The organism is Streptomyces sp. NPDC093065, assembly GCF_044754585.1.
Taxonomy (GTDB): domain Bacteria; phylum Actinomycetota; class Actinomycetes; order Streptomycetales; family Streptomycetaceae; genus Streptomyces.
This window is the reverse complement of record NZ_JBIVPJ010000020.1, coordinates 92,372-105,950: the sequence shown is the minus strand read 5'-3', so window position 1 is coordinate 105,950 and position 13,579 is coordinate 92,372. Positions and strand designations below refer to the sequence as shown.

Genomic DNA, 13,579 nt, shown 5'->3' with positions numbered 1-13,579 from the left:
GGATGGGCGGATGAGTTCTGCTGACGAGATCCTCGACGTCGTCGACGAGAACGACCGCGTCGTCGGGCGGGCCCGGCGGGGTGACGCGTATGCCAGGGGGCTGCGGCACCGGTGCGTGTTCGTGTGGGCGCGGGACCCCGGGGGGCGTGTGTTCGTCCACCGCCGTACGGCTTCGAAGCTGGTGTTTCCCGCGCTGTACGACATGTTCGTCGGTGGGGTGGTGGGCGCGGGGGAGTCCTACGACGACGCGGCGCTGCGGGAGGCGGAGGAGGAGCTGGGGGTGAGCGGCCTGCCGCGGCCGGAGTTCCTGTTCAAGTTCCTGTACGACGACGGGGGTGGGCGGACTTGGTGGTCGGCGGTGTACGAGGTGCGGTGTGCGGGGGTGGTGGCTCCTCAGGTGGAGGAGGTGGAGTGGTACGGGTTTCTCTCCGAGTCGGAGTTGGAGGGGCGGCTCGGGGAGGGCGAGTGGGAGTTCGTGCCGGACGGGGTGGCGGCGTATGCGCGGCTGCGGGCCTGGCGGGGCGGTGACTGAGCCGGCGCGTGGTGCGGTGGTCCGGCGTGGTGGTGGGCGCCGGGGTGGGTGCGCGGCCCGGCGTTGCGGGGTGCCGCTGCGCCCACCCGTGCCGCCCCAGCGGCACGACTGCCCGCAGCGACGGCGGCGCGGCGGCTGAGCGCGGCGACGGCGGCGCGGCGGCTGAGCGCAGCGACGGCGGCGCGGCGACTGCCCGCAGCGACGGCGGCGCGGCGGCTGAGCGCGGCGACGGCGGCGCGGCGACTGCCCGCAGCGACGGCGGCGCGGCGACTGAGCGCGGCGACGGCGGCGCGGCGACTGAGCGCGGCGACGGCGGCGTGGCTGCGGCGGTTGCGGTGGCGTGGTTGGGCGTAGTCAGAGGGTGGTTGCTGACGGTTGTATGGTCCACGGGTGATCGGTTTTGTGCGGAACGTTCGGTTGTGGTTTGTGCCGGAGGAGGTGCGGCGGGACGGGGGGACCCCCGACTATCGGTTCTCGCTGGCCAACGAGCGTACGTTCCTGGCCTGGCTGCGCACCGCACTCGCGCTGATCGGCGGCGGGTTCGCGGTGGACCAGTTCCTGCCCGACCTGCGGTGGGGCTGGCGGGTCGGGCTCGCGCTCGCGCTGCTCACCGCCGGTGTGCTGTGCTCGCTGCGGGCCGTGAACCACTGGGTGCGCTGCGAACGCGCCATGCGCCGGGGCGAGGACCTGCCCGTCTCCCGTTTCCCGGCGCTGCTCAGCCTGGTCGTGGCCGTGGTCGCCGTCGTCATGGTCGTCGTGGTGCTCGTCGGCTGGGAGGGCTGAGCGTGAGCGGCGCCGACGCGGCACCGGCGGAACGCGACCCCGGGCTCCAGCCGGAGCGCACCCGGCTCGCCTGGCGCCGCACCACCCTGTCCGGCACGGTCGCCGCCGTACTCGCCGTGAAGGCGGCGCTGCACGGCGGCGCGACGACCGTCTCGGTACTGGCCGCCGCCCTGTGCTGTGCGCTCTGGCTGGCCCTCCTGCGTATCGCCCACGGCCGTATCCACGCCCTCGCCGCGGCGAGCAGACCCCGTGCGCTCACCCCGCCGCTCGCCACCGCCGCCGCCCTGTGCACGCTCGCCCTCGCCGTGTGCGGGGCGTTCCTCGTCCTCTGACGGCCCCGCCGCGCCTCCGCGGGCCGAGGGACCCTCGCGCGGCCGGCCCGTAACGCCGATCACGTTCGGTCCGCCCACTGGACGGCATACCGACCGGTCGGCATCATGTGTCGGGTACCGTTCGCCTGCCCCCCAGGGAGAGCCGATGAGCCCCGACCACCCGCCCGGACTCGATCTCGACCGGTTGCGCGTCCTGCTCGACCGCGAGCGGCCCGGTCTGGTGACCGGGCGGCTGTCCGCCCGGCTGATCGAGGGCGGACGGTCGAACCTCACCTACGCCGTCTCGGACGGCAGCGCCCGCTGGGTCGTACGACGCCCTCCGCTCGGCCACGTCCTGGCCACCGCGCACGACATGAGGCGCGAGCACCGCGTCGTCAGCGCCCTGCACCCGACCGACGTGCCCGTGCCCCGCCCGGTGCTCCTGTGCGAGGACGAGGAGGTGCTGGGGGCGCCCTTCTACGTCATGGAGTACGTGGACGGCACCCCGTACCGCACCGCCGAGCAGCTCGCCCCCCTCGGCCCGGAGCGCACCCGCGCCGCCGTGCTGGATCTCGTCGACACCCTGGTCGGACTGCACGCGGTGGACCCCGCCGAGGTCGGCCTCGCGGACTTCGGCCGCCCCGAGGGCTTCCTGGACCGGCAGCTCCGCCGCTGGGCCAAGCAGCTCGACGCCTCCCGCAACCGCGACCTGGCCGGCATCGACGAGCTGCACGCCACCCTCGGCCGGGAGCTGCCCCGCTCCCCCGCCCCGACGGTGGTGCACGGCGACTACCGCCTCGACAACGTCCTGATCGGCGACGGGGACGGCGGGAAGGACAGGATCAAGGCGATCCTCGACTGGGAGATGTCCACGCTCGGCGACCCGCTGACCGACCTCGGCCTGCTGGTGATGTACAGCAGCCCGCTCGGCATGCCCGACTCCCCCGTCTCCACCACCGCCCAGGCCCCCGGCCACCCCGCGCCCGCCGAGCTGATCGAGCGGTACGCCGCCCGCTCGGGGCGCGATGTCTCCGCGGTCGCCTGGTACACGGCCTTCGCGTGGTTCAAGCTCGCCGTGATCCTGGAGGGCATCCACTACCGCTACACGCTGGGCCAGACGGTCGGCCGTGGCTTCGACCGCATCGGCGACCTCGTCCCCGTCTTCATCGAGCACGGCCTGACCACCCTTCAGAAGGGCTGACCCCGCCATGGACTTCGCGTACGACGCACGCACCGAGGAGCTCCGCTCCAGGCTGCTCGCCTTCATGGACGAGTACGTCTACCCGGCCGAGCAGGTCGCCCACGAGCAGCGCGCCCGCCTCGCCTCCCCCTGGGAGACCCCGCAGGTCGTGGAGGACCTCAAGGCCGAGGCCCGCCGCCAGGGCCTGTGGAACCTCTTCCTGCCCGACGCCGAGCACGGCGCCGGCCTCACCAACCTCCAGTACGCCCCGCTCGCCGAGATCACCGGCCGCAGCCCGCAGCTGGCGCCGACCGCGACGAACTGCGCGGCGCCGGACACCGGGAACATGGAGGTGCTGGCCCAGTTCGGCGACGAGGCGCAGCAGAAGCAGTGGCTGGAGCCGCTGCTCGCCGGGGAGATCCGCTCGGCCTTCGCGATGACCGAGCCGGACGTGGCCTCCTCCGACGCCACGAACATCACCACCCGCATCGAGCGCGAGGGTGACGCGTACGTCGTCACCGGGCGCAAGTGGTACATCTCCGGGGCGATGAACCCGGACTGCGGCATTTTCATCGTGATGGGCAAGACCGACCCGGACGGCGAGGACATCCGCCGTCAGCAGTCGATGGTGCTGGTCCCGCGCGACACGCCCGGGGTGACGGTGAACCGGGCCATGCAGGTCTTCGGCTACGAGGACCACTACCACGGCGGCCACGCCGAGGTGACCTTCGACCACGCGCGCGTGCCGGTGTCCAACCTGATCGGAGAGGAGGGCGGCGGCTTCGCCATCGCCCAGGCCCGGCTCGGCCCCGGCCGGATCCACCACTGCATGCGGCTGATCGGCATGGCCGAGCGGGCCATCGAGCTGATGTGCCGCCGCGCGGTCTCGCGCGACGCCTTCGGCAAGGCGCTGGCCCGGCAGGGCGTGGTCCACAACTGGATCGCGGACGCCCGGGTCACCGTCGAGCAGCTGCGGCTGCTGGTGCTGAAGACGGCCTGGCTGATGGACACCGTGGGCAACCGGGGCGCGCACACCGAGATCCAGGCCATCAAGATCGCCACGCCCCGCGCGGTGGTCGGCATCATCGACCGGGCGATCCAGCTGCACGGCGCGGGCGGCGTGAGCCAGGACTTCCCGCTGGCCGAGCTGTACGCGGGCGCGCGGACGCTGATGATCGCCGACGGCCCGGACGAGGTGCACCAGCGTTCGCTGGCCCGCCGGGAGATCAAGAAGTACCTCTGAGCGGGGCGGCGCCCCCGGGTCCCGGGGGCGCGTCACCTCACGTGCGTGTCACGGGCGCAGAGCGCGCAGCAGCAGGTCGGCGAGGTGGTCGGCGACCTCCTGCGGGCTGAGCGGGCCGTCGGGGCGGTACCAGGTGGACAGGTGGTGGATGGACCCGAAGTGGTAGTCCACCACCAGGTCGGCCGGGGTCTGCTTGGTGAAGACGCCGGTTCGCTGGCCCTCCTCGATGAGCGCGCGGAAGCGTTCGTGGTAGCGCCGGCGCTCCGCGCGCACCTGCTTGTTCTTCTCCGGGCTGAGCTGGTGCATGGAGCGGAAGAAGATCGACGCGTCGTCGAGGTTCTCGATGGTGGTGACGACGACGTCGGCCGCCGCGTCCCGCACCCGCTTCTCGACCGGCTCGTCGGCGTCCGCGAAGGCGTCCAGGCGTTCCTGCTGGAGGCGCAGCACGCGCGCGTACACCTCGTGCAGGAGGTCGTCCTTGGAGCCGAAGTAGTGGTAGAGCGCCCCCTTGGTGACGCCTGCCGCCTCGACGATCTCCTGTACCGAGGTGCGGTCGTAGCCCTGCTCGGCGAAGAGCCGGGTGGCGGCTGCCAGGAGCCGCTGCGGCACCGGAGTGCCGTCCCCGTCCGTGGTCCTGGGCACTGCCGTCACCTGCCTTTCCGTTTCACTGTCCGTTCACTGCCGTGTCCTGCCGCGTACGGGAACGCGGTTCCCGACGGAGGATCTTCCCACTCTCCGGCTTCGGTACGTCGGGCAGGGCGGTCCGGCGCGGGGCGCGCGCCGGGCCGGCGGTCACCCGGCCGTCGATTCCTCCCACTGCCGCTGGAGCCGGTTCATGCCGTGCAGCCAGCGGTCGGGGTCGGCGGCCCGCGCCGTGTAGTACTCGGCCACCTCGGGGTGCGGAAGGATCAGGAAGCGGTCCTCGTCGATGCCTTTGAACAGGGCGTCCGCGACGTCGTCCGGCTCGATCGCGGTGGGCCGCAGCACCAGGTCGCCCGCGCTGCCGGTGGCGGCCAGCATGTCGGTGCGCACCCCCTGCGGGCAGATGGCATGGACCTTGACCCCGCGGTGGCGGTAGGTGAGGGACAGCCACTCGGCGAAGGCGTACGCGCCGTGCTTGGTGACGCTGTACGGGGCGGCGCCGATCATGGTGAGCAGTCCGGCTGCGGAGACGGTGGAGACGAAGCGGCCGCTGCCGCGCTCCAGCCAGTCGGGGAGCAGTTCGTGGGCCGCGCGGACGTGCGCCATGACGTTGACGTCCCAGGCGAGCGCCCACACGGCCTCTGCCGCGGCCTCCGAACCGCCGGAGCCGACACCCGCGTTGGCGCAGTACACGTCGACCGTGCCGCCCAGTGCCTCGCGGGCCTCGGAGACGATCGCGGAGGCGTCGCCGGGGACCGCGGTGCCGCCGATCTCGTCGGCGACGGCCTTCGCCCGCCCGGCGTCCAGGTCGTTGACGACGACCCGGGCTCCCCCGGCCGCGAAGCGGCGGGCCAGGGCGGCCCCGATGCCGCCTCCCGCCCCGGTGACGACGACTCCGGCGTCCTGCACGGCTTCCACCATCGGTCTCCTTCGACACGGATCGGGCACTGCTCGCCCCCGGTTGCAGCGCCAGACTAACCAGTCGGTATGTCGTACGGAAGGGGCGAACCGCGGTCTACTCCATTCCCCGGGCCCCGGGGTGCGGGTTAGCGTGCGTGCGCATGACACCCGCCGCGATCACGGAGGTCACCGCATGACGCTGTCCAGACGGAATCTGCTCGCCACGACGGCCGCGGTGGCGGCCGGCACCACCGCCGCCACCGCGGCGGCGGGCACGGCACACGCGGCGCCCGCGGGGCACGGGGGCCGCCGGCCGCGCACCGGTTTCGAGCGCCTCGCCGACGGCGGCTACGCCCCGCTCAAGGGACAGAAGGTCGGCGTCGTCACCAATCCGACCGGCGTCACCCGGGACGTGCGCCACATCGTCGACGTCATGCACGCCGACGACCGGGTGAACCTGACCGCCGTCTTCGGGCCCGAGCACGGCTTCCGGGGCACGGCGCAGGCGGGCGGCTCCGAAGGGCGCTACGACGACCCCGCGACGGGGCTGCCGGTCTACGACACGTACCTGAAGAGCGGGCAGCCGCTCGCCGACGTGTTCACGGCGTCCGGCGTGGACACCGTGGTCTTCGACATCCAGGACGTGGGCGCACGCTTCTACACGTACATCTGGACGCTGTTCGACTGCATGGAGGCGGCCTCGCTCGCGGGGAAGCGGTTCGTGGTCCTGGACCGGCCGAACCCGGTGACCGGCCGGGCGGCCCTCGGGCCGGTCCTGCACAAGGAGTTCGCGACCTTCGTCGGCCGGCAGCCGATCGCGCAGGCGCACGGCATGACGGTCGCCGAGCTGGCGCTGCTCTTCAACGGCGAGTTCCTCCAGTCGCCGGTGCCGTTGGAGACGGTGACGATGACGGGCTGGAAGCGCTCGGAGTTCTACGACGCCTCCGGGCTGCCCTGGGTGCCGCCGAGCCCGAACATGCCGACCCCACAGTGCGCGCTGGTGTACTCGGGGACCTGTCTGTTCGAGGGCACGAACCTCTCCGAGGGGCGCGGCACCACCCGCCCGTTCGAACTGCTGGGCGCGGAGGGGATCGACGGGGCCTGGGCCACCGCCGCGAACGACGTCGGCCTGCCGGGCGTGCGCTTCCGGGAGGCGTACTTCGCGCCCACCTTCTCCAAGTTCCAGGGCAAGACCGTCGGGGGTGTGCAGCTCCACGTGCACGACCGGGCGGCGTTCGACCCGGTGCGCACCGGAATCGCCCTCCTGGTGACCGCCAAGCGCACCTGGGACGGCTTCGCCTGGCGGTCGGACGACTGGATCGACAAGCTCACCGGGTCCACGCGGGTGCGCACGATGATCGACGCGGGCGCGGACACCGACGAGGTGGTGCACGGCTGGGAGCGGGAACTGGCGGTGTTCCGCAGGACGCGCCGCCAGTACCTGCTCTACAGGTGACCTTCGTGCCGGCCGGTCACCTGTGGGACGTGAACTCCACGACCTGCTGGTAGGTCGGCCGGTTCTGCCAGCTGATGCCGCCGTGCTTGATACCGCCCAGGGTGCGGTGGATCACCGAGTCGGCGCACCACTGGTCCCCCGCCGAGCAGCTGTCGTCGCCGGGGTAGACCTGGGCGGCCGTGCGGCCCGCCGCCTCCTTCAGGGTGGAGACCAGGGTGTCCCGGCAGGCGGCGAGGTCGCCGTCGCCGCAGTACGCGTGCGCGAGCGGGCCCTCGACGGACTCGCCGAGCACGGTCCGGATGTCCTTGTCGACATTGCTCCACCAGCCGTACTGGAAGGCGCTGCCGGCGTGGGCGCCGGTCGGGCCGTGGGCGGCGGACGGGGACTCGTCGACGGGCAGGTTGCGGGTGAAGGCGGTGTAGAGATCGGTACCCAGGCCGGGTTCGAACTCGGCCTTCACCAGCAGCGGCCACCAGGCGTCGAGGGTGCGGATCGCGTCGGCGTGGGCGTACTTCTTGGCTCCCGCCGAGGTCTCCGTGCGCAGGCCGCCCGCCGACAGCCACGCCTTCAGTCCGTCCACGGCCGTCCTGGCCGCCGGATCGGTCACCGGCGCGGACTCGACCACCTTCAGCAGGCCGGGCAGGACGTCCTCGGCGCGCAGGTCGGCCAACGCCGCCTCGGCCATGGCCTCGACCAGCGCGGTGCGGGTGACGCCGCCGTCGGCGACCAGTTTCTTCACGCGGTCGTCGAGCAGGTTGCCGCGGTGGACGGAGCCGTTGCCCCAGGACGCGGCCGGGTAGTCCTTGGCCTGCTTGTTGTTCCAGGAGATGTAGTAGTCCTGGTCGACCGACTGCGGGTGGGCGGACGCGCCGGTGTACCGGGCGGTGTTGTCGGCCGGGTCCCAGCCCTGCCACTCGTAGGCCTGCCGTGCCCAGACCGGGAACTCGGCGTCGACGCCATCCGCGCGCACCGGGTTGTCGCCGCTGTTGTAGTACGCGGTGTGTCCGGAGTCGGCGTAGAACCAGTTGAAGGTGTAGTTGATGTGCTGAACGGCGCCCTGGAAGCGCTCCGGGCTGTTGAGGTAGTCCGGGTCGTTCAGCATCTGGAAGCCGATGATGGAGTCGGCCTCGTGGAGGTAGGAGGAGCGCAGGGTGGTGTAGGCGACCTTCTTGCCGCCGACCGTGGCCCGGGACTCGACCGGTCCGTACTTCGTGCGCCACACGCGCATCGTGTAGGAGCCGGCCGCGGTGGAGTCGGCGACGGTCGGCTTCCAGGCGTTGTGCCGCTCGACCTTCTCCATGGGCGTGCAGGTGCCTCGGTAGAGGTAGTGGTGGTCGTCCTGGCACAGCTCGACGGCGTAGGTGTCGATGATGTCCTGGCCGGAGGTGGTCGCGCTCCAGGCGTAGTCCTGGCCCCGGCCGAGTTCGACGTACATGCTCAGGCCCGCGAAGGAGGCGCCGCGGGCGCTGATGCCGGGGCCCTGGATCTCCTGGAGCATGAGCAACTGCGGGGCGAAGTAGCCGGTCTGCGGTCCGAAGACGGCGACCGGGTGGCCGCTCGCGGTGTGCTCGCCGCTGACGACGAGGGCGTTGGACATGCCGCGCCGCGCCGAGGTCGTGGCGGTCTTCGCCGCCGTGGTGGAGGCGCCGCTCGCGTTCGCGGCGGCGGCGCTGCCCGTACGGTCGTACACCAGCGGCTCCGCCTCGACCGTACCGGCGTCGGGCAGGGCGCGGCCCTGCGGGTCGTCCGGGGTGGGCAGGTACGGGAAGCTGCCGTCCTGCTGGGTGAGGACGGCCTCGGGGTCGTTGCGCTGGCGGAAGGACTCCCAGACCTCGGTGCCCTCGGCGACGCCGTACTTCTCCTGGGCGGCGAGCAGGGAGAGCGCGTTGTTCACCTCGCCGCCGCCTCCGGCGCCGAAGAGGGAGCCGATGACGGAGGCCAGCGCGATCAGGTCGGTGCGCTTGAAGTGCTCGATGGTGCCGGCGTTGGTGATGGCGTCCTTGTGGCCGGTCAGGACGTACTCGCCGGGGAAGTAGCGGCCCTTGTCCGAGGCGTCGATGTAGGCGTTGACGCCGGCGACGTAGGCGTCCACGTCGTCCAGGGCCAGCTCGCCGCGCTCGCCCGCCTTGGCGGCGGCGCTCTCGATCTGCGCCTCCAGGTCGGCCTCCGTGTAGGGGGCGCTGCGCCAGAACTGCTGCTCCAGGCCCTGGTTGGCGGGAGCGCCGCCGGCGAAGGGGGTCAACTGACCGCGTCCGACGTGCCGGAAGAGGTCCATCAGCCACAGCCGGTCCTGCGCGGCCGCGTAGCCCGCGCCGAACTCGGTGCCGTAGCGGGTGGTACCGGTGATGTGCGGCACGCCGGTCTTCTTGTCGCGGACGATGGTCACGTCGTCGCGTCCGGCGGGCCGGACGGTGGAGGCGGCCTGCCCGTCGGGAACGCCGAAGGAGGCATCGTTGAAGAAGGTGTTGATCTTGTCGTTGGTGAGGCCCTGATAGCCGGTGGCGAGGTTCGCGTAGGGGCCGAGCTGGTCCTCGGCGTGCGCGGGCTGGGTGCCGAACGCCTGGTTGAGGAGGATCTGGGCGAGGGTGGCGTTGCCGTTCTGGCCGGGCGGCAGAATGTCGGAACACTGCCCGCCGCAGTGGTCGTTGGCGGCGGCCCGGACGGCCGTGGTCCCGGTGGATCCGGTGCCGGCGGCCATCGCCGGGGAAAGCGGTGACAAAGCTCCGGCAATGAGCGCGCATACGGACACGGTCTTCAGGAACCCGTGGAAGCCGCGGGGAGTTCTCAGTCTGTCGAGGGCGTTGCGTGGGGTGCGCCGTGGCATGGCAGCTCCTCCCGACGTGGGGTGTGGCGGGACGTTACCGCCGGTATCCCCGAGTTGGAAGATGAACATGCGTCACTTTTTGGGAGCGGGTGGATCGGCTTATGGGGGGCATCGGAAATCGGATGGAGCCGAATCGGTTGTCGATACGTCTATTCGGCGACGTCCGTACGGCGACGCCGAAGTGACCCAAGTGCAGGTGCAGGTGTGACGGAGGTGCAGGGCGATGGCCGGTTTCCGAAGTCTGGCGAGACAGGTGCGCGATCCACGGTGCGACCTGGCGCTGCGGCGCTATTCGCTGCGCAAGTGCCTTGAGCGTTTTGCCCCTTATGGGCACAGGGCGACCTGGGACCATCTCTGCTCCCGGGCCGGGTTCGGTCCCGAGGACCGCTCCCCCGACCCAGCGCGGCTCGTGGCCGCACTGGAGGAGCTGGAGGAGGCGCGTTCGGTGTGGCTGGCCTACGAGGTCGCCTTCGCCGAGCGGCGCAGGAAGGAGAAGCACGACGGGCTGCGCAGGCCGGGCAGTGTGGACGACTGGCACCGGCTGACCTGGGGCGGTTTCGGGGTGGCGTGGTGCGACGACCCCCGGGTCCACCCCGACGGACCGCTGGCGGAGGTGCTGCGCCGGCTGATCTCGGCGCTGGAGCGTGAACCGGGCTCCGTGTGCCCGGTGTGCGACGGGGAGCGCCTCGCCTGGAAGTACGACCTGGACCACGAGCCCTCGACGGGCCCCGTCTGCACGGACTGCGGGATCCTCGTGCCGCGGCCCGTCCTCACTCCGGACGCGCGGGCGGACGCCCGGCGCGGCCGGTTGCTGATGTCGGCGTAGCCGGCCGCGGGGGTGTGCCGGGGACGCCGCACCCCCGGTGGCCGGTACGGCACGGATTCGGCGGGCGTTGTCGGTGGCGCCCGGCACCATGGGGGAATGGTGCAGGTGTGTGTGAACGGGGCGCGGGACGGCGCCGACGGCGCGGTGGTGCCGCTGTCGCCCGGTGCGATGGCCGACTCGGTGGCCGAAGCGGTCGCCGCGGGGGCCACGGACGTCCACGTCCACCCGAAGACACCGTGCGGGCGGGACACGTTGTCGCCGCGCGCCCTCGAGGCGACGCTGGAGGCGATACGGGCACGGATCCCGGCGCGCGTGCCGGTCGGGGTCACGACGGGCGCCTGGGCCGAGCCCGACCCGGCGGCCCGGGTGGCGCGGATCCGGAGCTGGACGGTGCTGCCCGACCACGCGTCGGTCAACTGGCACGAGCCGGGCGCCGAGGAGACGGCCGCCGCGCTGATCGAGCGCGGAGTGGCGGTGGAGGCGGGCGTCTGGTCCGGCACGGACGGGGCGGCCCGGTTCCTGCGCTCACCGCTCGGGCCGAAGGTGCTGCGGGTCCTGGCGGAGGTCACGGACACCGACCCGGCGACCGCGCGGGACTCGGCGTGCGCCCTGCTGGGAGGTGTCGTTCGGATCAGGCCGGCTCCGGGCGACGGTGCCTCGCCGCCGACCCGAGAGGGTTGCGATGCGTGCAGCTGCGAGACGGAGGAGGGCGCCGGGGCGGAGCCCCGGCAACCGACCACAACGCCGCAGATGGGCGTGCCGGACCCCGCGACCCCGGCAGGATCCGAACGACACCCCCTGACCGGTCTCGTCACGGCTCACGGCCGCCCCGTCCTGCTCCACGGCGAGGACGGCGGGGCGTGGCCGGTGCTGCGGCTGGCCGGCCGGTTGGGCCTGGCGACCCGGATCGGCCTGGAGGACACCCTGTTCCTGCCCGACGGCAGCCGGGCCGCCTCGAACGCCGAGTTGGTCACCGCGGCCGTGGCGGAGTGGACCTCGGCCCGACGGGGTGACGGCTGAGGGCCCGGCCCGGGCACCCCGCGGTCAGCCGTCGCAGCAGTTCGGCTCCCGGTCCCGGTCCTGGACCCGGCTCTGCCGCCTGCCGCCGGTGGCGGAGGCGGCCGTGGCGGTGGCGTCGCGGCGCTCCACGAGCAGCCGGGAGCCGGTGAGGCGTTCGCCGAAGGCGTCGTCGGGGTTGGACAGGACACAGGTTTCCAGGGACAGGCAGCCGCAGCCGATGCAGTCGGTGAGGTGATCGCGCAGCCGGTTGAGCTGTTTGATGCGCTCGTCCAGCTCGGCGCGCCAGGACTCGGAGAGCCGGGCCCAGTCGTCCGCGGTGGGCGTGCGTCCCTCCGGCAGCTCGGCGAGCGCCTCGCGGATCGTGGCCAGCGGGATGCCGACCCGCTGTGCGGCGCGGACGAAGGCGACCCGGCGCAGCGCGTCCCGGCTGAAGCGGCGCTGGTTGCCCGAGGTGCGGCGGCTGCTGATCAGACCCTTGGACTCGTAGAAGTGCAGGGCGGAGACGGCGGCGCCGCTGCGTGCGGCGAGCTGGCCGACCGTGAGCTCTTGGATCTTCTCGGGAATCTGAGGCACCCCTCGCACCCTACCGACCCGGTCACCCGTGCGGTCCGTTGACACCGGCCCCGCGGAGCGCCATGCTAAGCAGTTGCTTAGACTGACACGGACACGCTTGGACCAGGACGACTTGGGCCGGGACGACTTGGGAGGCCGGGACATGGCAGAGCCGAGGATCTTCGCGTCCGCCGACGAGGTGAAGGCGGCGGTGGGCGAACAGCTGGGGTACACGGACTGGGTGGAGGTCGACCAGAAGCGGATCGACCTGTTCGCCGAGGCGACCGGGGACCACCAGTGGATCCACGTGGACCCGGAGAAGGCCGCCGCCGGACCGTTCGGCACCACCATCGCGCACGGCTATCTGACCCTGTCGCTGCTCCCCCTCTTCGGACCGCAGCTGATCCAGGTCGAGGGCGTGAAGATGGGCGTCAACTACGGCACCAACAAGGTCCGCTTCCCCTCCCCCGTCCCGGTCGGCTCGCGCCTGCGCGCCACGGCGACGATCACCGGTGTCGAGGACGTCGCGGGAGGGATCCAGGTGAGCGTCGCCTTCACCGTGGAGCGCGAGGGCGGCGACAAGCCGGTGTGCGTCGCCGAGTCCGTCTCGCGCTACTACGTCTGAGACGCGTCGCCGGCCCCCACCATGCGCAGCACGAGGTCGGCATAGAGCGCGCCGACCTCGTCGGGCGTCCGGGGGCCGTTCACGTTGAACCAGCGGGCCACGTCGATGCAGAGGGACAGCACGGCGAGCGTCGTGCCCTTGACGTCCGGCACGTCGAACTCGCCCGTCGCCACGCCGTCGTCGATGATGCCGCGCACCGCGGCGTCGCACTGCCGGCGGAGCGCGAGGATCTCCTCCCGGGCCTCGGGCCCGAGCGCGTCCAGCTCGTACTGCACGACCCGCGCGGTCGTGCGCCGCCCGGCGTGCCAGCGTACGAAGGAGCTCACCGCGTCGGCGAGCCGTTCGGTCGGGCCGCCCTCGCCCTGGGCCGCGGAGCGGAGGATGGCCACCGCCCTGGTGTGACCGATGCGGCTGATGCGGTGGAGCAGCTCTTCCTTGGTCTTGTAGTGGATGTAGAGCGCGGCCGGGCTCATGCCGGCCCGCCCGGCGATGTCGCGGGTCGTGGTCGCGTGGTACCCGCGTTCGGCGAACGCCTCCACGGCGGCGACCAGAAGCCGCCGGGCCGCGTCGGGCGTGACCTCTTCCCACGGCTCGATGTCGCCGCCCGTCGTCTCGGCCGCCGTACTCATGGCTTGTTCGCCCCTCTCGGTGACAGGAGCACCACCATACCGCCGAAGGTGAGCGA

Annotated in this window: 14 protein-coding genes; 9 read left to right on the top strand and 5 right to left on the bottom strand. The window is 72.5% G+C overall.

From position 1 onward, the window contains the following. Positions 1 to 10 precede the first annotated feature (10 nt). The 5 genes from ACIQFU_RS29465 (at position 11) to ACIQFU_RS29445 (ending at position 4,049) form a co-directional block, all read left to right on the top strand. The gene (locus tag ACIQFU_RS29465; protein WP_402555463.1) at positions 11 to 532 is read left to right on the top strand and encodes an NUDIX hydrolase; all 522 of its coding nucleotides are present in this window, start codon (positions 11 to 13) and stop codon (positions 530 to 532) included. A 390-nt stretch (positions 533 to 922) separates the two neighbouring features. Then, entirely contained in the window at positions 923 to 1,315 is a 393-nt protein-coding gene (locus tag ACIQFU_RS29460) for a YidH family protein (protein ID WP_402555461.1), read from the top strand. 2 nt (positions 1,316 to 1,317) lie between these two features. Next, positions 1,318 to 1,647 (top strand): DUF202 domain-containing protein, encoded by a 330-nt coding sequence (locus ACIQFU_RS29455; protein ID WP_402555460.1) that lies wholly within the window; start codon positions 1,318 to 1,320, stop codon positions 1,645 to 1,647. A gap of 145 nt (positions 1,648 to 1,792) precedes the next feature. Continuing rightward, positions 1,793 to 2,827 (top strand): phosphotransferase family protein, encoded by a 1,035-nt coding sequence (locus tag ACIQFU_RS29450; protein WP_402555458.1) that lies wholly within the window; start codon positions 1,793 to 1,795, stop codon positions 2,825 to 2,827. A 7-nt stretch (positions 2,828 to 2,834) separates the two neighbouring features. Next, the gene (locus ACIQFU_RS29445) at positions 2,835 to 4,049 is read left to right on the top strand and encodes an acyl-CoA dehydrogenase family protein (protein ID WP_402555457.1); all 1,215 of its coding nucleotides are present in this window, start codon (positions 2,835 to 2,837) and stop codon (positions 4,047 to 4,049) included. Between the two features lie 48 nt (positions 4,050 to 4,097). On the opposite strand, the gene ACIQFU_RS29440 is transcribed toward ACIQFU_RS29445, so the two are convergent. Beyond that, a complete protein-coding gene (locus ACIQFU_RS29440) occupies positions 4,098 to 4,691 on the bottom strand; it encodes a TetR/AcrR family transcriptional regulator (protein ID WP_402555456.1) in 594 nt (197 codons plus the stop codon). Between the two features lie 150 nt (positions 4,692 to 4,841). Continuing rightward, complete coding sequence (locus ACIQFU_RS29435) at positions 4,842 to 5,612, bottom strand: SDR family oxidoreductase (RefSeq protein ID WP_402555454.1); 771 nt, start codon at positions 5,610 to 5,612, stop codon at positions 4,842 to 4,844. A gap of 172 nt (positions 5,613 to 5,784) precedes the next feature. Here ACIQFU_RS29435 and ACIQFU_RS29430 point away from each other — a divergent pair, with 172 nt between their 5' ends. Further along, the gene (locus ACIQFU_RS29430) at positions 5,785 to 7,047 is read left to right on the top strand and encodes an exo-beta-N-acetylmuramidase NamZ domain-containing protein (protein ID WP_402555453.1); all 1,263 of its coding nucleotides are present in this window, start codon (positions 5,785 to 5,787) and stop codon (positions 7,045 to 7,047) included. 16 nt (positions 7,048 to 7,063) lie between these two features. On the opposite strand, the gene ACIQFU_RS29425 is transcribed toward ACIQFU_RS29430, so the two are convergent. After that, the gene (locus ACIQFU_RS29425; RefSeq protein WP_402555452.1) at positions 7,064 to 9,871 is read right to left on the bottom strand and encodes a penicillin acylase family protein; all 2,808 of its coding nucleotides are present in this window, start codon (positions 9,869 to 9,871) and stop codon (positions 7,064 to 7,066) included. A 223-nt stretch (positions 9,872 to 10,094) separates the two neighbouring features. Here ACIQFU_RS29425 and ACIQFU_RS29420 point away from each other — a divergent pair, with 223 nt between their 5' ends. Both ACIQFU_RS29420 and ACIQFU_RS29415 read left to right on the top strand, forming a co-directional pair. Beyond that, positions 10,095 to 10,697, top strand: a complete 603-nt coding sequence (locus ACIQFU_RS29420) for a hypothetical protein (RefSeq protein ID WP_030402884.1) — start codon at positions 10,095 to 10,097, stop codon at positions 10,695 to 10,697. Positions 10,698 to 10,793: 96 nt separating this feature from the next. Beyond that, on the top strand, positions 10,794 to 11,717 hold the full coding sequence (locus ACIQFU_RS29415; RefSeq protein ID WP_402555449.1) for a 3-keto-5-aminohexanoate cleavage protein: 924 nt from the start codon (positions 10,794 to 10,796) through the stop codon (positions 11,715 to 11,717). Positions 11,718 to 11,741: 24 nt separating this feature from the next. Here ACIQFU_RS29415 and soxR read toward each other — a convergent pair whose 3' ends face one another. Beyond that, positions 11,742 to 12,290, bottom strand: coding sequence for a redox-sensitive transcriptional activator SoxR (soxR, locus tag ACIQFU_RS29410; protein WP_402555448.1), 549 nt, complete (start codon positions 12,288 to 12,290; stop codon positions 11,742 to 11,744). Positions 12,291 to 12,432: 142 nt separating this feature from the next. Between soxR and ACIQFU_RS29405 the strand changes: the two genes are divergently transcribed. After that, positions 12,433 to 12,894, top strand: coding sequence for a MaoC family dehydratase (locus ACIQFU_RS29405; protein WP_402555446.1), 462 nt, complete (start codon positions 12,433 to 12,435; stop codon positions 12,892 to 12,894). On the opposite strand, the gene ACIQFU_RS29400 is transcribed toward ACIQFU_RS29405, so the two are convergent. Beyond that, entirely contained in the window at positions 12,885 to 13,523 is a 639-nt protein-coding gene (locus ACIQFU_RS29400; protein WP_402555444.1) for a TetR/AcrR family transcriptional regulator, read from the bottom strand. The genes ACIQFU_RS29405 and ACIQFU_RS29400 overlap by 10 nt on opposite strands. Positions 13,524 to 13,579 lie beyond the last annotated feature (56 nt).